The organism is Vibrio sp. R12-SG2-ISO1, assembly GCF_059834045.1.
Genome location: NZ_JCBDGO010000017.1, coordinates 1 through 23147, shown reverse-complemented (window position 1 = coordinate 23147; position 23147 = coordinate 1). Strand labels below are relative to the sequence as shown.

The 23147-nt window shown below is 48.6% G+C and carries 20 protein-coding genes and 1 pseudogene; 9 read left to right on the top strand and 12 right to left on the bottom strand.

Annotation, left to right across the window (positions count from 1 at the left end; genetic code table 11):
- Window positions 1-299 precede the first annotated feature (299 nt).
- The 5 genes from nhaA to AC6R10_RS12075 all read right to left on the bottom strand — a co-directional run bounded on the left by nhaA (window position 300) and on the right by AC6R10_RS12075 (window position 7530).
- Window positions 300-1466, bottom strand: a complete 1167-nt coding sequence (gene nhaA / locus AC6R10_RS12095) for a Na+/H+ antiporter NhaA (protein WP_500628172.1) — start codon at window positions 1464-1466, stop codon at window positions 300-302.
- Between the two features lie 337 nt (window positions 1467-1803).
- The gene (locus AC6R10_RS12090) at window positions 1804-2928 is read right to left on the bottom strand and encodes a lipocalin-like domain-containing protein (RefSeq protein ID WP_500672368.1); all 1125 of its coding nucleotides are present in this window, start codon (window positions 2926-2928) and stop codon (window positions 1804-1806) included.
- Window positions 2928-5381 (bottom strand): ABC transporter permease, encoded by a 2454-nt coding sequence (locus tag AC6R10_RS12085; protein ID WP_500672367.1) that lies wholly within the window; start codon window positions 5379-5381, stop codon window positions 2928-2930. Before AC6R10_RS12085 ends, AC6R10_RS12090 begins: the two co-directional genes overlap by 1 nt.
- Window positions 5362-6033: an ABC transporter ATP-binding protein gene (locus AC6R10_RS12080; RefSeq protein WP_500672366.1), complete on the bottom strand. Its 672-nt coding sequence runs from the start codon at window positions 6031-6033 to the stop codon at window positions 5362-5364. The genes AC6R10_RS12085 and AC6R10_RS12080 overlap by 20 nt, the downstream gene beginning before the upstream one ends.
- A 123-nt stretch (window positions 6034-6156) precedes the next feature.
- Window positions 6157-7530: an MATE family efflux transporter gene (locus tag AC6R10_RS12075; protein WP_500672365.1), complete on the bottom strand. Its 1374-nt coding sequence runs from the start codon at window positions 7528-7530 to the stop codon at window positions 6157-6159.
- Between the two features lie 118 nt (window positions 7531-7648).
- On the opposite strand from AC6R10_RS12075, the gene AC6R10_RS12070 reads away from it, so the two are divergent.
- Window positions 7649-9076: a DUF2867 domain-containing protein gene (locus tag AC6R10_RS12070; RefSeq protein ID WP_500672364.1), complete on the top strand. Its 1428-nt coding sequence runs from the start codon at window positions 7649-7651 to the stop codon at window positions 9074-9076.
- Window positions 9077-9139: 63 nt separating this feature from the next.
- Here the strand turns inward: AC6R10_RS12070 and AC6R10_RS12065 are convergent, their stop codons facing one another.
- The 4 genes from AC6R10_RS12065 to AC6R10_RS12050 form a co-directional block, all read right to left on the bottom strand.
- Window positions 9140-9793, bottom strand: coding sequence for a DUF2913 family protein (locus tag AC6R10_RS12065; protein ID WP_500672363.1), 654 nt, complete (start codon window positions 9791-9793; stop codon window positions 9140-9142).
- A complete protein-coding gene (locus AC6R10_RS12060) occupies window positions 9793-10998 on the bottom strand; it encodes a Bcr/CflA family multidrug efflux MFS transporter (RefSeq protein ID WP_500672362.1) in 1206 nt (401 codons plus the stop codon). The genes AC6R10_RS12065 and AC6R10_RS12060 overlap by 1 nt, the downstream gene beginning before the upstream one ends.
- 141 nt (window positions 10999-11139) lie before the next feature.
- Window positions 11140-11841 (bottom strand): 16S rRNA pseudouridine(516) synthase RsuA, encoded by a 702-nt coding sequence (gene rsuA / locus AC6R10_RS12055; RefSeq protein ID WP_500672361.1) that lies wholly within the window; start codon window positions 11839-11841, stop codon window positions 11140-11142.
- A gap of 60 nt (window positions 11842-11901) precedes the next feature.
- Window positions 11902-12807 carry a LysR family transcriptional regulator gene (locus AC6R10_RS12050; RefSeq protein ID WP_500672360.1) on the bottom strand — a complete coding sequence of 302 codons (906 nt, stop codon included), beginning with the start codon at window positions 12805-12807 and terminating at the stop codon, window positions 11902-11904.
- Between the two features lie 270 nt (window positions 12808-13077).
- Here AC6R10_RS12050 and radD point away from each other — a divergent pair, with 270 nt between their 5' ends.
- From radD to AC6R10_RS12020, 6 genes are all read left to right on the top strand, one after another.
- Window positions 13078-14817 carry a DNA repair helicase RadD gene (gene radD / locus AC6R10_RS12045; protein ID WP_500672359.1) on the top strand — a complete coding sequence of 580 codons (1740 nt, stop codon included), beginning with the start codon at window positions 13078-13080 and terminating at the stop codon, window positions 14815-14817.
- Window positions 14818-14880: 63 nt separating this feature from the next.
- Window positions 14881-15291, top strand: coding sequence for a PepSY domain-containing protein (locus tag AC6R10_RS12040; protein ID WP_500628445.1), 411 nt, complete (start codon window positions 14881-14883; stop codon window positions 15289-15291).
- A 15-nt stretch (window positions 15292-15306) separates the two neighbouring features.
- On the top strand, window positions 15307-15963 hold the full coding sequence (locus AC6R10_RS12035) for a response regulator transcription factor (RefSeq protein ID WP_500672358.1): 657 nt from the start codon (window positions 15307-15309) through the stop codon (window positions 15961-15963).
- A complete protein-coding gene (locus tag AC6R10_RS12030) occupies window positions 15956-17362 on the top strand; it encodes an ATP-binding protein (RefSeq protein WP_500672357.1) in 1407 nt (468 codons plus the stop codon). Before AC6R10_RS12035 ends, AC6R10_RS12030 begins: the two co-directional genes overlap by 8 nt.
- A gap of 187 nt (window positions 17363-17549) precedes the next feature.
- Entirely contained in the window at window positions 17550-17828 is a 279-nt protein-coding gene (gene rplY / locus AC6R10_RS12025) for a 50S ribosomal protein L25 (RefSeq protein WP_334552334.1), read from the top strand.
- A 215-nt stretch (window positions 17829-18043) separates the two neighbouring features.
- The gene (locus AC6R10_RS12020; RefSeq protein ID WP_500672356.1) at window positions 18044-18490 is read left to right on the top strand and encodes a hypothetical protein; all 447 of its coding nucleotides are present in this window, start codon (window positions 18044-18046) and stop codon (window positions 18488-18490) included.
- Between the two features lie 27 nt (window positions 18491-18517).
- Here the strand turns inward: AC6R10_RS12020 and AC6R10_RS12015 are convergent.
- Window positions 18518-18952, bottom strand: a pseudogene (locus tag AC6R10_RS12015) (GNAT family N-acetyltransferase).
- A gap of 162 nt (window positions 18953-19114) precedes the next feature.
- On the opposite strand from AC6R10_RS12015, the gene AC6R10_RS12010 reads away from it, so the two are divergent.
- Window positions 19115-19360, top strand: a complete 246-nt coding sequence (locus tag AC6R10_RS12010) for a type II toxin-antitoxin system CcdA family antitoxin (RefSeq protein WP_500672355.1) — start codon at window positions 19115-19117, stop codon at window positions 19358-19360.
- The gene (locus AC6R10_RS12005) at window positions 19360-19677 is read left to right on the top strand and encodes a CcdB family protein (RefSeq protein ID WP_500633307.1); all 318 of its coding nucleotides are present in this window, start codon (window positions 19360-19362) and stop codon (window positions 19675-19677) included. The genes AC6R10_RS12010 and AC6R10_RS12005 overlap by 1 nt, the downstream gene beginning before the upstream one ends.
- A 95-nt stretch (window positions 19678-19772) precedes the next feature.
- Here AC6R10_RS12005 and AC6R10_RS12000 read toward each other — a convergent pair whose 3' ends face one another.
- Together AC6R10_RS12000 and AC6R10_RS11995 are read right to left on the bottom strand one after the other, a co-directional pair.
- Window positions 19773-22544 (bottom strand): M16 family metallopeptidase, encoded by a 2772-nt coding sequence (locus AC6R10_RS12000; protein ID WP_500672354.1) that lies wholly within the window; start codon window positions 22542-22544, stop codon window positions 19773-19775.
- A gap of 201 nt (window positions 22545-22745) precedes the next feature.
- Window positions 22746-22970 carry a hypothetical protein gene (locus tag AC6R10_RS11995; protein WP_500628654.1) on the bottom strand — a complete coding sequence of 75 codons (225 nt, stop codon included), beginning with the start codon at window positions 22968-22970 and terminating at the stop codon, window positions 22746-22748.
- Window positions 22971-23147: the final 177 nt, after the last annotated feature.

The following is a 23147-nucleotide window of genomic DNA, read 5'->3' as shown; positions in this document are numbered from 1 at the left end:
ACGTGAATGTGCGAAAGTCTATTCAAATCCTGTTAACAATAACATTCGCTTCTCTGGAGCTCTTCTTTCGAAAAAAACGAACTCAAAGCAGAAATTAGTAGGAAATACCATCAAACATAAGCATTGATGATACTTCACCCTCTCACATAGACCAAATTTACGAAACACGATGAAACACTTTTTTGTCGTGTTACTTACCCTGCCTCTTCGCGTACTTTCCCTCTGAACGATTCCGCAGACCCTTAACAAAAAAAGCCCGCCGGGGTGACCTGGCGGGCTCAAGTTAGATGTTTATATCACTAGGATGACGCGGACACCGCCACAGGCTCTTTCGGCAGAGAAACACGCAGAGCAATGTAGCCCAATACCGCTGCCAGTGTTGACCCCATCAAGATACCTAAACGTGCGTAAGTGTCGAGCGTGGCAAAATCGAAACCAAAGGCCAACGAAGAGATAAAGATCGACATCGTAAAGCCAATACCACACAAAATAGAGACGGCAAACAGATGTCGCTTAGTGATGCCTTCTGGCAACACAGTAATTTTCAGCGCCAGTGAGGCCCAACAGAACAACATGATGCCTATCGGTTTACCGAGCAATAGCCCCATCGCGACGCCGAGTGGTACCGTCGACATTAGGCCGTCCATTGAAATGCCCTGCAACGAGATCCCCGCGTTCGCCAATGCAAACAGAGGTAAGACGCCATAGGAGACATAAGGGTGTAACCAGTGCTCAAGGTATTTGAGTGGTGAGTAAAGCTCCTTCTCACTTTTTAGCGGAATAGCAAAACCAATCACCACGCCAGCCAGTGTCGCATGAACGCCAGATTTCAGCACCGCGAACCATAAAATCGCCCCGACAATCAGGTAGGGAGTCAGGCGTGTGACACGCTTCGCGTTAAGCCAAAACAACACGCCCGTAGAGATAAAGCCCATGGTCAATGCAAGCGTCGACAAGTCTGACGTATAGAAGAAAGCGATAATCAGTACCGCGCCTAGGTCATCGATGATCGCCAGTGCCAATAGAAACACCTTAAGGGCAATCGGAACGCGTTTACCCAAGAGCGCCATAATACCAAGTGCAAACGCGATATCCGTTGCCGCAGGAATCGCCCACCCCGCCATTGCGTTGTCGTTGCCCCAGTTCATACCAGCATAAATCAACGCAGGAACCACCATTCCCCCCACGGCAGCAACCGCTGGTAATGTGGCGGTTTCCTTTGACTTGAGCGCCCCCTCCACCAGTTCACGCTTGACTTCAAGGCCAATCACCAGGAAGAAAATCGCCATCAAACCATCGTTAATCCAATGCGATAGTGACATCCCAAAAATATAGATGTGTAAAAAGTGCTGATAATGTTCATTTAAAGGTGAGTTTGCGATAGTCATCGCCACGACAGCGGCGACGATAAGTAAAATCCCACTGGCAGACTCCAATCGGAAGAAGTCACGGACCCATTTGTTCATCATTTAAGACCTATCTGATAACGCTATTTATAAAAACCTGACGAGAACACCCAATGAATGCTTAGAGACACTAGGGCTATCATGCCGCATTGATGTCGTCGCTAAACATGTCACCTGTCGGACACAATCAACCTAACTCTCTGATTGTGTACCACAAATTGAGGCGACAAACCATAAAATCAATGCAATACCCAGCATAAATAGCACCAACGAATAGGTTCAACCTCACTTCTATCACCAAACTGAATCATTAGTATAGAACATGCAAAAAAAAAGCAGATTACCCTGAGGTAACCTGCTCTTAACAACGACAATCAATTAGAAACAATGAGTAAAGTTAATACCCTATCAGCTGCATGAAGCCTTGTGCCTTATGACTACCCGTGGTTGTTATTGGTCCTTCCCAATAAGGCACAAAAAAGGGCAGCCAAAGATTCTGATTAGTCGCAGATACGGTGAGATGAATATTGTGCGCGGGCACTTCTATCGTCCAACTCATCGGCACTCGTTTGCCACGCGCGACGAGACTTGGTGCATAGGGCGTAATGACAAGATCAGAGTCTGCGAGGTTAATCACTTTCCCATCGTTACTGGATAAGGTGCCAAACCAATAGGGAAGTTGCTTGTTTTGACGATATTGACTCACAGATAACGTAGTTTCATCATCCAGATGGACGACAAACCAATCCCAACCCTGTTGCCCTTCAGCGAGTAAGCCACTTCCCCACTCTTTACTCATCCACGCTTTGCCATCGACCTTAATCTGACGATCGCCCGGCAACGTGATTGAGCCCTGTACATTAAGGAACGGCGCGAAAATATTGTAGGACGCAATCGGCAGCAGATCGTGTTTGGCCACATAGCCACGCTCACCCGGCAGGACAAAAGGTCCATTGGTCGACGCACTCAACTGGACACTAAACTCATCGGTTTGCGCAGTGAGCATGCCAGGAAACGGCGTTCTGCCAAGCGATCGCCAGTTCCAATTATCGATCCACATGCGAAAAGGCTGTGACGTCATTTCTGCTTGGCCAATCCCACCTCGAGCCACCCGCTGCTCTTTCCAAACGCCATATTGACTCGATACCACAAGATGAGACACGTAGACTTGAGGGCTTAACCAACCACGCAAAGGTTGATCATGACTGGCAATCCGAATAAAACTCCACTGAATGCCGTATTCAGTGCCGGCCTCATCTTGCACATTAGCAAAGAACTGCCACCAACCGTGCTGGTACTCATTATTGAAGGAAAAGTCGTTGGGTAAAATCACGGGGTAGTTGGGCAGCACAGGCTCAAAGACCTGCCTTTTTTGCGCGCGCAGCATGTCATTCATGCTATCGAAGTCATTTGGCTCTTCAGATGGCGTCTCACGAAAGATGATCAGCAGCGCAATGAGCCCTGCGACCACCAAACCCACCGCCATAATGGCTGAACGATTCAACACTCGACCTTGTGTCATTACAATGCATCCCTTAACGATTTCATCGGCGTGTTTCGTACCATCCGCAATACCGGCAATGCTCCCGCCACCATCAATGCGCCCATCGCCAGTAAACCAGTGGTGAGATAAGCTTGCGGAATCAGTTGCAGCTCAAGCGTCCAACCGAACGACTGCTTGATGATGATGTCCACCACCAACTCCGCCAGTACCCAACCGAGCGGCAATGCGATCAGCATCGCGATGGTACCAAAGACAAACAGTTGTAAACCGCCCATCACGATCAGCTCCCACCCTTTCATGCCAAGACAACGCAGCAAAGAGACGTGTTTTTGGCGCGAGATCTCGCCCGCGACAGTGGCGAAAAAGATACCAAACACAGCAATAATCAAGGTAATGTTGCCCAAGGTGTCTGCGATAGAGAAGGTGCGGTCAAAAATGTGCAGCGCTTGCTTATGAATATGACTGTTGTCAAACACACGCTCAGCGTCAATCCTAAACACCGTCTCCAAACGGCGTTTCAAGGCACTGGAATCGGTGCCATCATTGAGCACAGCGCCGAGCGCCACATTGCCGCGGCCTGCGTAGGCGTACAACCAATTTCTGTGTGATAAAAGCACCTGATTGTAAGGGTTGCCGTAATCGTAGTAGATGCCGACCACTTGCCAACCACTGCCAAGTCGACCTTTCAAATCCAAGGTATCACCGGGACGAATGCCGAGCTTTAACGCCATTGACTCACTGACCATTACCCCTTTGGTGTTGTGCAGATAGTACCAATAGTTCGGGATACCGAGTTTAACAGTTAGCGCTTCTAGCTCCCCTTCGGAACCACCGGTGCTGACCACTTGCAGCACGCCTTCTTTCTCCGTGACCTCTTTTTCCCATCGCCACCAGACCGACTTCACTTCGGGTTGCTTGGTCAACCAATTGCTCATGCGAACCGACGCACTGTTACTCGGGTAAATGTAGAGATCGGCGGCCAAACGTTGGGATAGCCACTTATCCGTCGTATCTCTAAAGCTACCCACCATGGTTTCCACCCCAATGTTGGCAGCCATCGCCAGCATAAAGGCCATGGTTGCCACACCGCGGTAACTCATACTAGATGCCGCATCAGCAAAGAACCAACGCGCTTTCACCCAGCGCAGTTTATAGGAAAGGATATTGAATACTTTCCAGATAATAAACGGCGTGATGAGCGCGGCACCAAGCAGCAAGCAAGTAATAATGGCAAAGCCTGTCTGTTGAGTTTGTGGCGCTTGGTAAATGGCGATCCCCGCCACCGCTAATCCAACAGCAATCAACGCTTGAATTGAGAATTCACGGCCGGCGAAACGCACTAAAGAGAGACGAGTGGTTAAACGGACCGGCTGAGAGCGCAGCAATCTCACCAAAGGCCAACCACAGGCGATAATGGCACCGAGTAAGGTCAGAGAGAGGCTGTAAAGACTGGAAGACCAACTCCAACCAATCACCAAGCCAACGTTCGCATCGTAGAGATCACCAAGGCTTGCCGATACCGCTGGCATCAACTGCTTCGCGAGCACCATGCCAAAGGCGTTACCACACAGCCAACTCACCAACACTAACGCCACTAATTCAATGCACAGCGACGCCGCCAGTTGAACGCCACTGACACCGGTTTGACGAAGTACACCCACTAATGGCTGGCGTTGAATTAAAGAGAGCGACATCGCTTGATAGAAAATAAACAGCCCCACTAAGAACGCCATCATCCCCATCGCACTGAGATTGACGTGGAACGCCTCCGTGAGCGCTTCGAGTTCAACTCGAGAGTTGCGCGCTAAATTCATACCGTTGGGCAACAGCTCTTTCAACCGCTCAACTTTCTCGAGCGGCATTTCACTACACGCAATGACCGACAAGCCAGAACTGCGTTCAATCATTCGTACCAACGACATGTCCGCGACGATACGAGTCCCGTGGATCAAGTTTTGCTTATCAACGATGATCGGCCCTAATTTACTGCCATCGCCAAGTTCGACAAAATCGTTATTGTGCCAACGCATGTGCTCAGCCAACTCAGCGCTGACCATAATCGGGTATGGCGGCTTCATCAGATCAAGAATTGAAGCGCTTTTTAAGCGCGTCGCGGGCGTATCTTTGAGCATGAACATAGGATCCATGCCCACGACGACCAGATCGCGGTAATCCTTGGTTCTGACGCGAACGAAATCAAACGGCGCACATTGATGAAAGCCTTCTCGGCGTAATTGAATGTAAAAACCTTGAGGAATTTTGTTGGTCGCGTGTTTGGGGCGGATACGGTAAGGCAAAGGATTAGAAAAGAGTTTTTCTCCATGCGCGTAGCTTTGTCTCGCATGCTCATTGATCGCGGTCACGCCAACCAATAACGAGACGCCCAGTGTCAGGCCAAGCCAAACAAGCAGAATTTGAAAAGGATAACGTCGGTAATGCCCCAGTAATGCCTTAATGACGGGCCATAACATGGAGTTGCCCTCCTTGCAGACGTACCTTTCCTTGCATATGTTCAGCAACGCGTTCACTGTGCGTCACCAACAGCAGAGTGCAATCTAGTTGGCGGCTCAATGAAGTCAAAAGTCGCATCACGGCTTCGGCATTGCGCTCATCCAAGCTTCCTGTTGGCTCATCAGCAAGCAGCAATTTGGGCTCCATATAGAGCGCACGAGCAATCGCGGCTCGCTGCTGCTGACCGCCCGATACCTCTTCAGGGTAACGGCCAAGCAGCGGCATGAGATCCAACGCAGATAATATTTGTCGCCACAATCCGGCGTCTTCTGGTAAGCCTTTCAATTGGCGGCAGAAGCGGATGTTATCGGCAATATTAAGAGTGGGCAGCAAGTTATACTGCTGAAAGATAAGACCAATATTATTGCGACGGTAGAGGGTGCGCTCGCTTTCGGTGGCGCTGTCCATCGACATGTTAGGGAAGCTAATGGTGCCAGAATCAACGACATCCAGCCCAGCAATCAGATTGAGCAGGGTACTCTTGCCTGCCCCACTCTCGCCCATTAATGCAATTTGCTGCCCCTGGTTTAACAACAACTCAGCACCTTGTAAGACAGGATGAAATTCACCGCCGTCGACATAGCCTTTACACAGGTCTGTAAGTTGTAGCATTAACCGTCTCACCTTTGATAGAAATGGGACTGTGAATCTACACTAAATTGTGATGAGTAGAAAGTGTTTTGGAGGGGAGATCACAACATATGCATCAAACCCCACCACTTCGCTGCACGATGTCTAATTTTCGATCAAATTTCGAATCCACTTTTTACTTTTGGTACGGTATATGGATCCAAACCACTTGATCGCTTCTTCGGTTAGAAACAGCAGATAAATCCACTGAGGTTCCATCCCAAGACCGATAGCAGCAAACGCGGCCAAAGGAATCCCAATCAGCCACTGCGCGACAAGATCTTGATAGAGGCAGAACTTCACATCGCCCCCCGCACGCAATACACCTACGATCAGCATCATGGGGACAGAGCGAAGCACAATCCCTACACTCAAAATCACAATGAATTGGTCGGCCAACGCGCGGGTCTCATCGGTCAGAGCACTGAAGGCACCAAGCACCGCCCCTTGAACCATATAGAGTAAGATAGCCACGATCACGCTGACCGCTACATTCAATATCGTGACGCCAATCGCTTGATAATAGACTTCTTTATACGCTTTAGCGCCAATTTGATTTCCGACCAACACGGCCGCTGCATTGGACATACCAATCAACAAACTGAGAGAGATCGATTCAACTGGCGTCATCACCGAGAGCGCCGCCAAACCCTGCACGCCAGATTGTCCCATAATCGCGTGATAGACAAAAAGTCCGCCAGCCCAAGCAAGAAAATTAAAGGTCGTCGGCAGAGAGAGTTTTAAGAAGCGCACGACCTTATCTAGCTTTAGGATAGCCTTGATGTCATCGACACCAAACGCCAGTAAGTGTCGACGCAGATAGAGATAACCATACAAGGTGCCCACTTCAATCGCACCACTAAGCACGGTGGCAATTGCCGCCCCTTTGATGCCCATGGCTGGCATGCCAAATTGACCAAAGATAAGCACCCAGTTAAGAATGATGTTCGCAACAATGCCGATGCCACTAAAGAAAGTACTAATGCCGGGGCGATGCATGGCGCGCAAACCCACAGACATACTGGCCACGCAGGCCACAGCAAACATACTCACCGAGGTTAACACCAAGTAGTCGCTGCCCAGTTGATTGACCTCTGCGGAATCTGTTGTCAGCGCCATAATCTCACTCGGAAAGAGGAGGAAAAACGCCGCGGTCAACGCCGCAAATACCATCGAAACAAGCCATGTTAACGCCGTACTCTGCCTCACCCCTTGCTGATCACCGGCGCCCCAATACTGCGCCGTAAGCAGTGCACCTCCGGTGGTCACCCCAACCAGCATAATGGTGGTCACGAATGTCGCACGCGCGGCCACACCCACCGCGGCGATCTCCGCTTCACCTAACTGACCCAGCATGATCACATCCACCAAGCCTCGGCTAGAGAACATAATGCTTTGCAAGGTGATGGGCAGCGCAATAGCAATAAGGCGACGAATAAAATCGCCGCGAGTGTGCGACAAAACCTGAGAAATGAACAAGAGCACGTCCTTTTTGGTAAGGTGATCAAAGCGTTGAGCGGTGGGTTTGGGCAGAGCTGCCACTTGTCGCTATTATAGGTGTGAATCACTTTGTTGCTCAAGGCCATAAGGAATGTCGATGAAAAAAGTGTTGGTGCTGGGCGGATCTGGCTATGTCGGGTCACAACTGCTTCCTCAGCTGTGCGAACAAGGTTACAGCGTCACTGCTGCTTCGCGAGATGTTTCGGCATTGAAGACGCGTATCCCACCGCATCCCAACCTCACCTTGACTTACTTAGACCTGGCAGATCGCGCCGAGACCATCAAACTAGTGCGCGCCTTTGATATCGTCCTGTTTTTGGTACACGGTATGGCCCACGGTTCAGACTTTGTCGATTATGAAATCAGCTTGGCAGAACATTTTCGCGACGCACTTCGAGTGAGCCAAGTGAAACATGTGATTTATTTAAGTGCGCTCCAACCGCAAACAGGCAACTCACAACACCTTAAAGCGCGTTTGATGACCGGAGAGATCATCCGTCAAGCGGGTGTCCCTATCACCGAGTTACGTGCTGGCGTCATCATTGGTCCTGGCTCGGCGGCGTTTGAGATCATGCGCGACTTTGTTTACAACCTGCCTATTCTCATCGCGCCTAAATGGGTCGATTCAAAAGCGAATCCCATCGCATTGGCGAACCTTAATCACTACCTACTCTGCCTGATCAAAGAGCGAGTGACTCAGCATCAATGCTTTGAAGTGGGCGGCCCAGATGTGTTGAACTATCGAGAACAGTTTCAGGTTATCGGTCAAGCGGCGGGCAAACGGGTTCGACTTGTCAGCACTGAGCTGCTCACGCCTAAGATGGCCTCGCGTTGGCTCGCCTTGGTGACCTCTGTTCCTGCGTCGGTCGGCTCAGCGCTTCTGGCGGGGCTGTCTCATGACTTTGTCGCGGATTCAGCCGAGATACGCACTCGCTACCCACAGACCTTAATTGACTTTCAAACCATGATTGAGCGCGCGATAGAACAAGAGGGAGAATTCGTGCGCAGTAACGTGTGGGGGTATGACCCTGCGGCGCTCAATCGCTGGCAACCGGGCTATGGCTATTACCCGAAACAGGCAGGCGCAACGATAAAAACGCCACTCACTTCCGACGCGCTTTGGCAAATCATTCAAACCATCGGCCAACCCGATCAGGGCTACTTTTTCGCCAATGGCTTATGGCGAACACGCGAATGGCTTGACGTCTTGTTTGGCGCTGGAGCGCCGATTCGGCGTCAACCTCCTGGGCCTGAGCTTAAAGTGGGTGATTTTATTGACTCGTGGAAAGTGATCCGTTGTGAACCCAAGCGTTTTCTCTCATTGCTGTTTGGTATGAAAGGGCCTGGTTTGGGCCGTTTGGAATTTTCTATTGAGGATAATGGCACCCAGCGCACACTCAGCGTCACCGCTTGGTGGCACCCGCAAGGGTTTTGGGGGTTAATGTATTGGTTTGCCATGATGCTACCGCACCTGTTTATCTTCAAAGGCATGGTTAGAGCTATTGTGAGAAAGGCAGCAGAATAAAGCCAAAAAAAAACAACGCCTTGTGTGTCAGCAAGGCGTTGTTTTTATTATTAAGAACTCAGGCTAAGCCGTCAAGCTAAGGGGAATTTCGGGCAACTGTGTTCCGCGATTAGCAGGAAAAATCAGATATTCACCGTGGTACTTCACATTCGACTTGTAGTCGGTCACCTTGTGCACCAAAAAGCCTGCGGCTGTGGCTTTCTCAACGAACTCGGCGTGATTACCACGAACAAACCAGCTCATCGGCTTAACTAAAGCCTCGCCTTCAAAGCAAGCGTCACATTGATCCGCGCACAGTGCCAAGGAGTTTTGCCCTTCCGTAAAGAGTTGCACCTTACCCACACCCACTAAGGGTTCTGAGGTAGAGACTTCCCAATCCGCGTTCTCCATCAGATCAAGGAACTGCTCAATATCACTGTCTTTCAGCGTTCGTTCCTCACCACTAAAGAAGGTGTCGTACAGCTTAGCGATGCGTTTAAACGTGAACAACAGCCCTGCTTCGTTGCCTTTTGAGCGCCCCATTTTTTGCCAACGTTTTAGGTCATTACCAACCACGCGATGAAAACGCTGCTCTTTAAGCGCTCGGGTCACCCAGCGTACTAAATAATGATTGTTGGCGACCGGAGCGTCGGTCAGCTTTCCTAAACGATGCTGCGCATCGAGCTCTTCAAGCGCAAGTGTGACTAACTTGCGCATCTCAATCGTGTATTCAGACATTACGCCTTTCTTCCAAAAAATCCATACAACGCGGCAGAGAGTATCGAACATGCCGTCATGGTCGCTATCATCGGCCAAGTCGCATCACTTGGCAACATCGCAACCACCACGCCAATTACGGAACCTGTACCAAAACGCAGCGTGCCCGCCAATGATGACGCCGTGCCCGCCATCGACGGATAGCCGCTCAACAGCAGCCCCATACTGTTACTGCCGATAGTCGATAACGTACCGATAAACAGCACCACAAAAGGTACGGTGCCCCAAAGACCAAGATCTAGCATCCAGGTAATGAACATCCCAATGCCGGCGAGCAATTGCACTGCAAGTCCAAATCTTAGCATCGCGTGAGAGCCGACTTTACGTACCAAGCGGCCATTGATGCTGGTCATGATGATCATCGCAACGATGTTCAAGCCAAACAGATAACCAAAGTGATCCGGGCGTACGCCATAAATATCAATGTAGACGAACGAGCCTGCGGTCAAAAAGGCAAACATACCGGCGAATGAAAATGCACCGGAGAAAATTAACCCCATCGCCACAGGGTTGGCACACAAACGGAAGTAGTTTTGCATCGTGGTGCGAAAACGCAGCGGCTGACGCTTCTCCACTGGCAAGGTTTCTGGAATTTTCCAAAGCACCAAGGAGATCACGATGGCGGCAAAAATCGCCAGGATCCAAAAAATTGCTCGCCAGCCAAACCAAATGGCGACGTGACCGCCGATCATCGGTGCCACCAAAGGCGCTATGGTAATCACTAAGGTCACAAATGACATGGTGCGCGCGAAATCCTCACGATCAAACATGTCACGCACGACAGCTTGAATAATGACGGCCGCTGCAGCGCCCGCAAAGCCTTGCGCGGTACGCACCCAAGTGAGCGCTTCAATACTTGTGGTGGTTGCACTCACCAATGAGGCCAAACCAAAAAACAGCACGCCAAGGATCAGCACCGGGCGACGACCATAGCTGTCCGCCAATGGACCATGAATCAACTGACCAATAGCAAAGCCCGCGGTATAAGCCGTAAGGGTGATTTGCACCGCGCCACTTTCGACACCGAGATCGGCAGCGATGGAGGGCATCGCGGGCAAATACATATCAATCGCCAATGGCGTTAAGGCACCAATGGCACCCAAAACTAAAAACAACAAAAAGCTCAACTGAGGTGTGTCGGTTTTGGTAATAGCAGTATCAGACATAAGTCTCCTATCCGATAGCGAAAAAACGAGCCGCAGAAAGGCGGCTCGTCAAAAGAAATGAAGTTAACCGGACTATATTCAACCGATTGAGATCAAATTACTAGTTCCTATTAGGAAATAAAGCTCTTCCAAATTGGGGTATTAATTCCAAATAGAATCAATTTCTGCTTGAGTCAGGTAACGGTATTCACCCGGTTCAAGCGAATCATCCAGCGCTATCGCACCGATGCGTTCACGGTGAAGATGCTCAACCTTATTGCCCAGTGCAGCAAACATGCGTTTCACTTGGTGGTACTTGCCTTCAGTAATGGTCAGCAGCACTTCGTGCTCATCCGCGTTGATGATTTCTAGTTTCGCGGGCAGCGTCGGCTCTTTCTCATTACGCAGTTCGATGCCTTGGGCGAATTTTTCAGCATAGTCGTCACCGATAGGATCGGCCAGCCACACTCGGTACATCTTCTCACACTTATGCTTCGGTGAAGTGATGCGGTGCGACCACTGGCCATCATCGGTAATCAACACCAAACCTGTGGTATCGACGTCTAATCGCCCAGCAAAATGCAGATTCTCAATCTTCACCTCATCGAGCAGCACAAAAGCGGTGTGATTAAAACCATCTTCATGAGAGCAGACAAATCCCTCAGGTTTGTAGAGCATGATGTACTTTGGCCCGGGTTTGCCGATTTCACGACCCTGCCACTCGACGACGCACGTGTCGGAAACTTTAACTGCACCGCTTTTTTGCATCACATCGTTGACCGTCACTTCGCCACTTTTGATGATTTTCGTGGCTTCTTTTCGCGTCGCACCTAAGGCATCGCAGAGAAATTTGTCTAAACGCATTTTTACCTCACTCTGTGTTCGCCGCGCAGTATACAGAGTTCACTGCGCGCTGCGAACCCTTTACGCTTGCGCCAGCAACTCAATCACCAATGAGCGGAGCCACTGATTCGCTGGGTTATTATCCAGCTTCTTCGGCCAATTGACCCATAGCGCGACCTTGTTGATCTCATAAGGTACAGCCATCGTTTTAATGGGTAATGATGCTTGCATAAGGCTGGCGACGTCTTGTGTACAGATACCAATAGCATCTGTATGTGCAATCGTGTGTAGCATTGAGTACAGTGAGTTGTGGTCGCTGTGTATTTTACGCTGTGGGATCGGCTGCTTAGCCAAGGTCTCCGCAGCGCGAGTATTAAATCGCACCAAATTCAGAAAAGCGTGAGACTCGGCAAAATACTGCTCATAACTAATGGTATCGCCAATACGAGGATGATCACGATGGACCACGCACACCATCGACTCCTCTTTAGCTAGTTGAGAGGCAATACCTCCCAGTCTGGGCGCAACATAATCCACCACCAAGTCGACCACCCCGCTGGCGAGTGAATCATAAGTGTCATCTTGATCGGAAGGTAACGCGGCGAATATCACCTCAGCGCTAATGTCATGCTGGCCAACCAAACGCTGAATTAGGTCTGACATATACACGTCAGGCACATAGACACGAAACGCTCGATCCGTTTTGCTTGGCGAGAAATCCTCATAACCGAGAATGGTCCGTTCTATCGAATGAAATGGTTCAGCGACTTGCTTAAACAGATCATGCGCGACAAACGTTGGCTCTACACCGACGTGTTTACGCTGAAATAAGGTTTCCCCTAATTGTGTATTGAGTCGCTTGACCGCATGGCTCACCGCTGAGGGGGTCAAATCCAACTCCTCGGCGGTCACAGTATATGAGTGACTTTTGTAGACGCTAAGAAATACGCGCAAAAGATTAAAATCAAAATGGGTGGCCTTTGGCATCGATTTACCTGATTAAAGCGAAACTTCTATCACCAATACAGCAAAGGCTAGCCCTATGTAGCAAGGGCGATGCTCGTTGATTGTGACACGGGTTTGTTTATTTGCACTCTTATCTACACAATGTCTACGTATCAGTACTGTCTATCAAGATACCACATATTGAGATGAGTATAGACAGAACAAAAGACAGTTTTAATATGAATTTAATTCATATTAAAACAACACTTTTACCTGTGTATAATTGTAAAAAATTCTCAGCTACGCATTACCATGTACACCCTCAGACCATACCAAGCAGACTCCGTCAAAGCGGTAATCCATTACTTTCGCGCCAATCAAACCCCTGCGGTGCTTGTGTTGCCAACGGGTGCAGGGAAAAGCTTAGTCATCGCAGAATTAGCGCGTTTGGCAAAAGGGCGCGTCTTGGTGCTGGCACACGTCAAAGAGTTGGTTGAGCAAAACCACGCCAAGTACGAAGGTTACGGGTTAGAGGGGGCGATTTTTTCTGCCGGGCTTGGCCGCAAGGAGACCGATCAGCAAGTGGTGTTTGCCTCGGTGCAATCGGTTGTGCGCAATTTGGACGCGTTTAGTCACCAATTTTCGCTACTGGTGATCGATGAATGTCACCGCGTACCAGATGACAAAAACACCAGTTATCAAAAAGTCATTCGCCACTTGAGCGAGCTTAACCCTGGCATTAAAGTGCTTGGTCTGACGGCCACGCCCTATCGCCTTGGGATGGGTTGGATTTACCAGTACCACACACGTGGCTTAGTGCGCAGTGATGAACCGAGATTCTTCCGCGATTGCATCTTTGAACTGCCTATCCAATATTTACTTGATGAAGGATTTCTAACACCTGCCACGCTGCTCGATGCCCCGGTACTGAGCTATGATTTCTCGCAACTCAAACCCGCCAGTACCGGGCGCTATAAAGAGTCAGAACTTGATATGGTGATTGACAATGCCAAGCGCGCTACGCCACAAATCGTCGAGCAAATCATCCAGCACGCTGAGCACAGGCAAGGCGTAATGATATTCGCCGCCACGGTGAGGCATGCGCAGGAGGTCTTTTCGCTTCTCCCTAGCGATCACACCGCGCTGGTCATCGGTGATACGCCTACTACGGAGCGTGACAGCATCATCGAACGCTTTAAGCAGCGCCAAATCAAATATCTGGTCAATGTCTCGGTGCTGACGACGGGCTTTGATGCGCCGCATGTGGATCTGATTGCCATTCTGCGTCCAACAGAATCGGTCAGTTTGTATCAACAGATTGTCGGTCGTGGGCTACGTTTATCACCGGGAAAAAGCGATTGCTTGGTACTTGATTACGCAGGCAACACTTACGATCTCTATCAACCCGAAGTGGGCGACCCTAAACCAGACTCGGACAGCGAAATCATCACCATCCCCTGTCCGGCTTGTGGCTTTAACAACAACTTTTGGGGCAAGCTCGATAGCAATGGCTTTTTAATTGAGCATTTTGGCCGTAAGTGTCAAGGGTACTTTACCGATGAAGAGACGGGCGAACGCGAGCACTGCAACTACCGCTTTCGCGCAAAATACTGCGGTGATTGCGGCGCCGATAACGATATTGCTGCGCGTATTTGCCATGAGTGTGACGCCACCCTAGTCGACCCAGACAAGAAGCTTAAAGAGGCGTTAAACCTTAAAGATGCTTTAGTGTTTGAGTGCTTGGCGATGGACTTTTCACTGCACAAAGATGGCCAAGGTAAAAACCAGCTCCGGATCAGCTACGTGGGTGACAACGATGCCAAGGTGCATGAATTTTGGTCTCTCACCACGCCTAAACAGAAAAAGACCTTCAAAGATCGCTTCGTTCGTCCGCATTTGGCGGACAAGCATCGCCCCTTTGATACCCTATCACCGAGTAAAGTGGTCGATAACCAACACCGCTTTCGCCCGCCGCAGTTTGTGATTGCGCGTAAGGTCGGGCGCTTTTGGAAAATGCGCGATAAAATCTTTGACGATGAGCTGAACGGATAATTCACTCAAGGTTCATCTTGTTGCGTGTATGCTCATGTTGATTCTGAACAGAGGAATATACTGATGAATACACTGAGAACACCCCGTATGAGTCAATTTTTACCGGCTTCCTTTCTTCTTGCTAGTGCCGTCTTCTTTTCTCTGCCCAGTGCGGCGCAAGACGGCCACGCCCTAGTTCAAGATGAGTACCACCCGGGAACCCGCGTCGATCTCGATGGCGATCAAGACGAAGTGTATAGAGCGGTGCAAAATGGCGACATTCGACCCTTTTCCGAGATGTACGCAGCGGTCGAGCGCGACTTGCATGGTAGAATCATCCAAGTTGAATTGGATCAAGATGATGGCATTTGGATTTATGAGCTCAAACTCAACCACAATAACAACATCATTAAAGTTGAGTACAATGCAGCCAGTTTAGAAATGCTGGAAATCAAAGGCCGACACTTTCGCGACGCGCTTAAACCCACCGAATAAGGAGCCTCGGTTACAATGAAAATATTGGTGATTGAAGACGACTCTCGCCTTGGACAACAAATTCAAGCGTCTTTTGACGATGCAGATTGGGTCAGTGAGTGGTCTGCCGATGGTGAGGATGGTCTCTATCGTGCCACTAGCGAAGAGTGGGACGCGATTGTATTGGACTTGGGCCTACCCAAACTGGATGGGCTTTCGGTGTTGAGTGGCATTCGCGCCAACAACATCAATACCCCAGTGGTGATACTCAGTGCCCGTGACGCGCTCAGCGAGCGAGTAGAAGGACTGAATGCTGGCGCCGATGATTACCTCACCAAACCGTTTGAGATGGTCGAGTTGATCGCCCGCGTTCGCGCCCAGCTTCGCCGAGCCTCTGGTAATGCTTCACCCGTCATGCAGGTGGGTAACCTGAGCCTCGATACCCGCAGCTCTACCGTACTCTGGCAGCAAACCCCCGTCACACTCACGGCGCTAGAATACAAAGTCGTCGCCTACTTTATGCACAACCCAGACAAAGTTATCTCTCGCACCGAACTGGTCGAGCACATCTACAAACAAGATTTTGATCGTGATTCCAACACCATTGAGGTTTTTATTGGCCGTATCCGCAAAAAAATCGCGACTGACGTCATCAAAACCGTGCGTGGGCTAGGATACCAGCTCAATGCCTAAGCTCCGGGTCGCCAACCTTAAAAAGCTCAGCCTAAAAAGTCGCCTGGTCTTTGCCGCTATCATCTGGCTCACGGCGATGATCATCGCCGCCGGCGTGACGGTACCGACCCAAGTTCTGCACTATATGGTTGAGGACAGCCGCGATCAGCTCTCTATTTATATGGATGAAATGGCGGGTGCGCTTAACGTCAATGACCGAGGTGAACTCTCGCTCTCTTCGGGCTTATCCGATCCTCGCTTTACTCGCCCTTATAGTGGTTTCTACTGGCAAGCGAGCACTGATAGCGACTTGCTGCGTTCGCGTTCTCTGTGGGATCAGACACTGACCTTCAAAGGCCCCAAAAAACATAAAGGCAAAAGCGCTGTATTTGGGGCAAAAGGCGAGAAACTCATCACCATGGATTCGACCCTCTATTTCCCCGATTACAACGGCCCTATTCAAGTGACGATTGGCATGGATGAACAGCCCATCGAAGCGACCGTCACCGAGTTGATGGGTCAGCTGTGGCTGATCCTCGGCTTACTCTATCTTGGGCTGCTGACTGTTATTATGCTGCAAGTGGAGTGGTCATTAAGCCCACTGGGCAAGATGAAGAAAGAGCTGGCCGAGCTGCGTCGTGGCGAAAAAAGTCGCCTTGATGAAGCCTACCCCAAAGATGTGGCTCCGGTGATCAGTGACCTCAACGCGCTGCTGTTTCACTATCAAGAGCTTCTTGAACGTGCCCGTCATCACGCTGGTAACCTCTCGCATGCCTTAAAAACGCCGCTGTCTGTGCTTAAGAATGAAATCCGTCAATTGGGGGAGGCTGAACAAGCAAAACTGACCCCAGCCATCGATCAAATTCAGCACCAAATTGATTATCACCTCGGACGCGCCCGCATGGCCGGCGCAAAAAACATTCTCGCGGTAAAATCCAATCCCGCCGAGCGCGTCGATGCCATCACGCTCGCGTTTGACAAAATATACGCCAACCGAGGCTTAACCGTCATCAATGAACTGGATTCCGATATTGAGCTTGCCGTGGAACAAACCGACCTCGACGAGATGCTGGGTAATCTTTTGGAGAACGCCTATAAATGGGCCAGCAGTATGATCAGAATCTACAGTGTGGATGTCATCACTAATGAGGCAAAACGCGAAGCCGACGACGGGCATCAACTCTCCATCGTGATTGAAGATAATGGCCCCGGAATTGCCAAAGAGCACATTCAGCAAGTGCTCAAACGTGGCGTACGCTTAGACGAGCACATCCCAGGCTCGGGGCTAGGTTTGAACATTGTACAAGAGATGGCACACAGCTATCGCGGCGCACTGAGCTTAGAAGCGGGTGCTCAAGGTGGATTGAAAGCCATCCTCACCATGCAACGTGCGAGTGCAACCAAGAAGCACAAGCGCTAAGCCGTTGAAACAAAATAGGCGAAATTGTCGCGCGCACGGCGAATATCTATTGCGAGAAAACGGTATGGATGGTAGTATCCGCGCTCGTTTTAAGAGTTACGACCAATTTCTCTAAAGCGCACACCACATCTGCAAGGTCGCATTGCGAGATGTGAAGTTAATTTTTTCATATTTGAGAGTAATTACTATGAAATTTGAAGCAGTAGTACGTACTGAACTAGGTAAAGGTGCGAGCCGCCGCCTACGTCACGCTGGTAAATTCCCTGCTATCGTTTACGGTGGCGAAGCTGCACCAGTATCGATCGTTCTTAACCACGATGACATCGTTAACCAAATGGACAAGCCTGAGTTCTACGAAGGTATCGTTCTAGTGATCGACGGCGCTGAAGTGAAAGTTAAGCCACAAGACGTTCAACGTCACGCTTTCAAGCCAAAAGTTGAGCACATGGACTTCATCCGCATCTAATTCCTCCTACCAAGGAATAGCCGGATTGTAATCCAGCCTTTTGCATAAAGAATATCGGCCTTACCAACCGAGACTTCTAAAAATTCGAAACCCCGATGCTACCAACATCGGGGTTTCACCGTTTTTGGAACAAATAAAATCGTTGCTGTATCCCCTATCGCACTCTGATCGCTAATCCAGTATTATCAACGCGTCTACCCAAACACTTGTACACCATGCTGAACAAAGAACAACTGCGCACCGAGCTCCTAGAGATCCTTTTCACTCAACGCCAAAATGCATTAGATGCGGCGGATACCGCCCATGATCTTGCTACGCATGAACAAAGTGTTGCAGAAACACAGTACGATACCGTTGGACTAGAGGCCGCGTACTTAGCACATGGTCAATCGCAGCGTGTGGCTGAATTTGATATAACCATTAATCGCCTTAAGTCTCTGCCACTTATTAATTTTGACGAAGAAGATGAGATCAAACTCGGCGCGATAGTGACGCTCTCAGATGGCATGACATGTTGGTTTTTACCTGCATGTGGTGGCTACAAACTCGATAACGACCGCGTTGTTGTCATCACTCCTCAATCTCCACTAGGAAAAATGCTTGATGGAGCGGAGATTGAAGAAGTCCTGCAAGATGGTAGAGAAATAAGAGGTATCCAGTAAGAGTTTCATCAGATTTCCTTTGAGCAACTACCGCTTTACTATTTGATGCCGCATTTCAATTAACTGATGTTCACCCACAATCTCCACTTCTTTGATGAACTCAAAGCCAAACCTTTCATAGTAATTTCGAAGATAACTATGAGCGTGGATCACAATAGACTCAACACCATTACTCTGCGCATAACCCATCAAAGCCTGGATAACTTTTGAGGCAACTCCAGCCCCTCGATATGCTTTTGTGACCGCTACCCTAGCCAAAGTACACGTACTGCCCTGTTTCACTGTTAGGCGAGCAGTGGCGATGGGTTTACCTTGTTCCACAACTAACGCATGGATTGACTATTCATCTAGTCCATCAAGGTCTAATTCTTTCGGGATCTGTTGCTCAAGTGTGAACACCTGATAGCGGATAGATTGAGCTCGCTTTATCAACTCGGCATCATTCCCAATAGTGACTTCCATTGCTATGTATCTCCAACAATAAACACATGGCCTAACCAAATGTGAAACTGACAACCGCATAGTAAAAATGCCACGCGGGATGAATCCCTCTTGAACAATTTGTCGTATGCCTAGCTTTTACCTATACTAAATGCGCATCATTAATACGCATGGAAACACTTCATGAAATATATATATAGCACACATGCACCTAAAAAGGCGACAAACCTTAGTTTAAACAGTGAGTTACTTGCCGAAGCTAAGCGCCTAAACATCAACCTATCAGCAACAATGGAGAAGGCTTTGGAAAAAGAAGTAAAGCAACAATTGAAAGCCGAATGGTTAGAACAAAACGCCGAAGCAATTGAAGCGTGTAACGACTTAACTGCAAAACACGGACTATTTTCTGATTCATACCGAGTATTCTAATGTCACAATTTACACTTTATAAAAACAACGATAAGAGCGCCGCAAGCACTTACCCGTATTTTGTTGATGTTCAAAGCGAGTTGCTCGATTCACTAAATAGTCGCTTGGTCATTCCCTTAACTCCTATCGAACGGCTAGAGAACAAAGCCCCTAGCCATCTGTGCCCTACGATCCATATTGATGAAGGTGACTTTGTGATTCTTACTCAACAAATGGCTAGTGTACCAACTCAAATCCTCACGACCCCAGTCAATGATCTAAGCACATTTAGAAACGAAATTATCGCTGCTATCGACTTTCTGATTACTGGTATATAACGCTAATTTGACCGTTAGCTGCGAAATTATCTCACCCCTCAACAACCACATCACTCTGGGCGAATTAAAAAGCCGCGGCAATGCCCGTATACTCGTTAGTTGCCTGAAGGCAAGTTAGTTATATCTATTCGAGTCGCTGTTTTTGACGTAAACGCCCTCAGGTACTCGTTGATGTCTTCTTGACTCAATGAATCAATCACACTGTCAGGATTAACCACAGCCAAAGGGTCGGCATCAGAAAGTACATAGTTGAACATCATTCTTGCCTGCTCTTTTGGTTGAGATAAACCCTCTTGTAGAGCATGAGATAACTGCTTTGTTGTACTGTTGAACTCGTCGATGGTAGCTCCATCACCAATCGAGTCAATAATGTCGTTCAGAGCGGCGCGTGCCTCTTTTCGTTGAATGAGAGAAGAACTCATCACAATGAGCAGTTGTTGACTGTCAGCGCCTTCAGGCCAAATTACAAGTGCGTAAGGTGAATAATCCAGACTTCCGAATTCCCTGACTTTCTCCGTCAAACGATTAGTGACAATGCGCCCTGCTATGTCAGTCAAGAAATAATCCTTCGTGGTTTTCTCCTTCGCATTGCGCGCGAACATGGAATATAGCTCCACATTATTCCCTGCCTGTCCAAACGCGATTGTGAGTTCCTCATCCTTAGGAGCCAACTTCACTTGATACAGCTCACTAGCAGATAACTCATTGAACGTCATAGACGCCAGATAATTTCTAGCCAGTGGCTTGAATTCATCCATTGCGATATCTCCCGCGATGACGTACACCACTCCACGATTGGTTTTCATGAGTTGCTCATAGGCATGTCTCACATCACTGGAGGTTACTATTTCATAATCTTCAGCCGATCTTGTATGGCGAACGGAGTCAGAATCATAAATAGCATTTGAAACGGCCGTAAATGCCTTTCCATCTGCCGATTTAAGGTATTGATGGGCACCTGTTATAAACTGTGATTTGTAGCGGGCAAACATCTCTTCATCAAGTTCTGCGTGCTGAAAACCTTGATAGATAGAGGCAAGGACTAAAGGCAACGAGGCTTTGGTGGATTTGCCATAGAAACCATGCAAATGCTCCAAAACAAGAGGTTCAAGATAGGCATTTTCTCTGAGCATCAAACGATTGTAGTCACTAGCGGAAAAGCCGCCAAGACCACTCTCCGTATAAGCCCCAACTAACAAATTACCTGCAGGGCGAATTGGCGTCGCAAGGGCTGACAGCCCACCTTTTGAGCCTGCGTAAACGTGAATTTCATCGCCAGCGTTTGGCATCTGCCTCAAGTAAACCGTTACGCCATTGCTAAGTTGCCACTTGCTCGTGCTGGGATCGAGCTCCTCTATTAGCACGATTTCACCGCTTTTACTTGGTTGAGGAAAGTCCGATAGCACTTCGGGCAATATTAGCGTTTTGCCACTCTGCTTGAACGTTCTCTCCAAATCAGAAACGAAGGCCAACTGTTCTTGTTTTACCACTTCTGTTAGGTTTTGGTGATGATCGACTGTCACGATAGTTTGGACATCATCACTTTCAAGCAACCCATATAGCTTCTTATTAAACCAAGCTTTGTCAGCTCGTTCGACCAAGGCTTTCGTCAACGACTTATAAGTCTCTGGGGACAAGGTTTGTCTACCAATCATACGAAAGAAAACATGATCCTCGGCGTAGTTGCGTGCCGTATAGTTGTCAGCAAAGGTTGATTCGAGTTTTAAGAAAGCACTCGCTTGTGCATTCAGTTCCAAAGTGCTTAAACCCTGGTCTCTCAACGTTGCTAGCTCTTTTCCCAAAAACTGCATGGCTTTCTGTTGATCTTGCTCTTCATACGAAACATGAATTTTCAGCACCATGCGCTCAAACCATTGGATCAAATTTGCATGGGTATTTTGTATAGGAGCATTCAGATCTCGTGCGCGATCGTTCAAGCGCGTGCTAATGGCATCCGACAATATGCTCGCCGCTGCAAAATCTTCAAAATCAGCCACCGAGACCATAGGGTTTGCGCCTAAGTCCACCAGTAGGGTAGTCGATGGTAATGAACCGTCCTTGCCTCGGAGAATGGTACTCTTTGAGCGACTCAGTGGAGATATACTCTTTATTGAAGAGTCTTTTTCTGCTGGAGACCACTGGCCAAACATGGCTTGGACCTTAGCAACCACCGAAGTGGCGTCAACATTACCCGCAATAAAGATTTCACTGCGATTTGGGGTGTAGTAAATCTGGTAAAAATCTCTCAATCGGCGCTCTGAGATATTTTGAATGCTGTCTTCGTTACCAATAACCTCCCCTTTAACACCGTAGAGCTGTTCGCCAATTAATCGGTAAATTTCAAAATCTAGGTGTCCATTTAGTTGAGATCGAGACCGCATTTCTCCCAGAACCACCCCTCGCTCTTTAGACAATTCCTCAGAGTCTAGGGACAGTGAAGTCGAAATTTCTCTGAACCACGTTAAGGCGTTGGCAAGTTTGTCATCAGAGGGAAGATCAACCTGATAGACGGTATGGGTATGGGTAGTGAAAGCGTTGAGGTGCTGGCCGAACGCCAGTCCCTCTTCACCGAATAGAGAGACTGTCTCATTTTTAGGAAAGGACTCAGTACCGTTAAACGCCATATGTTCAAGAAAGTGCGCGTATCCTTGTTGGTCATCTGCCTCATCTCTAGAACCGGTTCGAATCAAAAAGCGTGTCGATACTGCTTCCCCCGGTACTTCTTTGACATGTAGAACGAGTCCGTTGTCTAACGTCGTCGTTTGCCATCTCGTATCAGCCGTAAAAGACTGATCGATAAGGGTCGTTTTGCACCCTAATAACAAAGCACCCAATAAAAAACAGGCGAATATGTTTCTTGTAGTCATAGTTGTTCCTGTCAAGCCAAAACTGAACAAGAAACATACTACAGCGACCCCAAATAGCTTTAATTGTTGAGGGGGTTTGCGAGCACTTTCATGTATTTAAATAGTACTCATGTTACCCATGCAGCACATTCTAAGAGATGAAACATCAATGACTGTTTCTTGAAGCCAATGGTCAAATTCCATAAGTAAACTACGGCTTGCTCAACTTACAGAAAAGATCACTCGTTCACCCGATGCATGATCATCCAGCTCCAAAATCACACCTGAAAAAGTTTTGTCTTCTAACGCGGCTAAGATCACGTCTTTCTGTGTGGTCATGATGCGGCTTAAGAACGGTTTTATAGCAATCGTTGCTAACGCCAATGGAACACTCACCGTACTTTCTTTCACTTCGTTCGTGTAAGTCTCGATTCTGAACATTTTCATCGCTTACTCCATAATCAACCAGTGCCATATCAAGATACTGCAAATTTTGGAAAGTCGACTTGATGTATCTCAAGTACTGCATCAGCCACTCAAACCGTATCTTGCGTCAATCTCTCTCAAGCATAACGTTGGAGTAGCCTATAGCTTTACGAGCTTATTTGTTCATTGGCAGAAGGT

Coding starts and splice junctions, on each gene's coding strand:
- AC6R10_RS12050 (WP_500672360.1), bottom strand. CDS start 12,807: ATGCCAAAGGCCACCCATTTTGATTTTAATCTTTTGCGCGTATTTCTT.
- AC6R10_RS11995 (WP_500628654.1), bottom strand. CDS start 22,970: ATGAAAATGTTCAGAATCGAGACTTACACGAACGAAGTGAAAGAAAGT.
- AC6R10_RS12040 (WP_500628445.1), top strand. CDS start 14,881: ATGAATACACTGAGAACACCCCGTATGAGTCAATTTTTACCGGCTTCC.
- AC6R10_RS12080 (WP_500672366.1), bottom strand. CDS start 6,033: ATGCTACAACTTACAGACCTGTGTAAAGGCTATGTCGACGGCGGTGAA.
- AC6R10_RS12060 (WP_500672362.1), bottom strand. CDS start 10,998: ATGTCTGATACTGCTATTACCAAAACCGACACACCTCAGTTGAGCTTT.
- AC6R10_RS12090 (WP_500672368.1), bottom strand. CDS start 2,928: ATGACACAAGGTCGAGTGTTGAATCGTTCAGCCATTATGGCGGTGGGT.
- rplY (WP_334552334.1), top strand. CDS start 17,550: ATGAAATTTGAAGCAGTAGTACGTACTGAACTAGGTAAAGGTGCGAGC.
- AC6R10_RS12005 (WP_500633307.1), top strand. CDS start 19,360: ATGTCACAATTTACACTTTATAAAAACAACGATAAGAGCGCCGCAAGC.
- AC6R10_RS12035 (WP_500672358.1), top strand. CDS start 15,307: ATGAAAATATTGGTGATTGAAGACGACTCTCGCCTTGGACAACAAATT.
- rsuA (WP_500672361.1), bottom strand. CDS start 11,841: ATGCGTTTAGACAAATTTCTCTGCGATGCCTTAGGTGCGACGCGAAAA.
- AC6R10_RS12065 (WP_500672363.1), bottom strand. CDS start 9,793: ATGTCTGAATACACGATTGAGATGCGCAAGTTAGTCACACTTGCGCTT.
- AC6R10_RS12000 (WP_500672354.1), bottom strand. CDS start 22,544: ATGACTACAAGAAACATATTCGCCTGTTTTTTATTGGGTGCTTTGTTA.
- radD (WP_500672359.1), top strand. CDS start 13,078: ATGTACACCCTCAGACCATACCAAGCAGACTCCGTCAAAGCGGTAATC.
- AC6R10_RS12070 (WP_500672364.1), top strand. CDS start 7,649: ATGAAAAAAGTGTTGGTGCTGGGCGGATCTGGCTATGTCGGGTCACAA.
- AC6R10_RS12010 (WP_500672355.1), top strand. CDS start 19,115: ATGAAATATATATATAGCACACATGCACCTAAAAAGGCGACAAACCTT.
- AC6R10_RS12020 (WP_500672356.1), top strand. CDS start 18,044: ATGCTGAACAAAGAACAACTGCGCACCGAGCTCCTAGAGATCCTTTTC.
- AC6R10_RS12030 (WP_500672357.1), top strand. CDS start 15,956: ATGCCTAAGCTCCGGGTCGCCAACCTTAAAAAGCTCAGCCTAAAAAGT.
- nhaA (WP_500628172.1), bottom strand. CDS start 1,466: ATGAACAAATGGGTCCGTGACTTCTTCCGATTGGAGTCTGCCAGTGGG.
- AC6R10_RS12085 (WP_500672367.1), bottom strand. CDS start 5,381: ATGTTATGGCCCGTCATTAAGGCATTACTGGGGCATTACCGACGTTAT.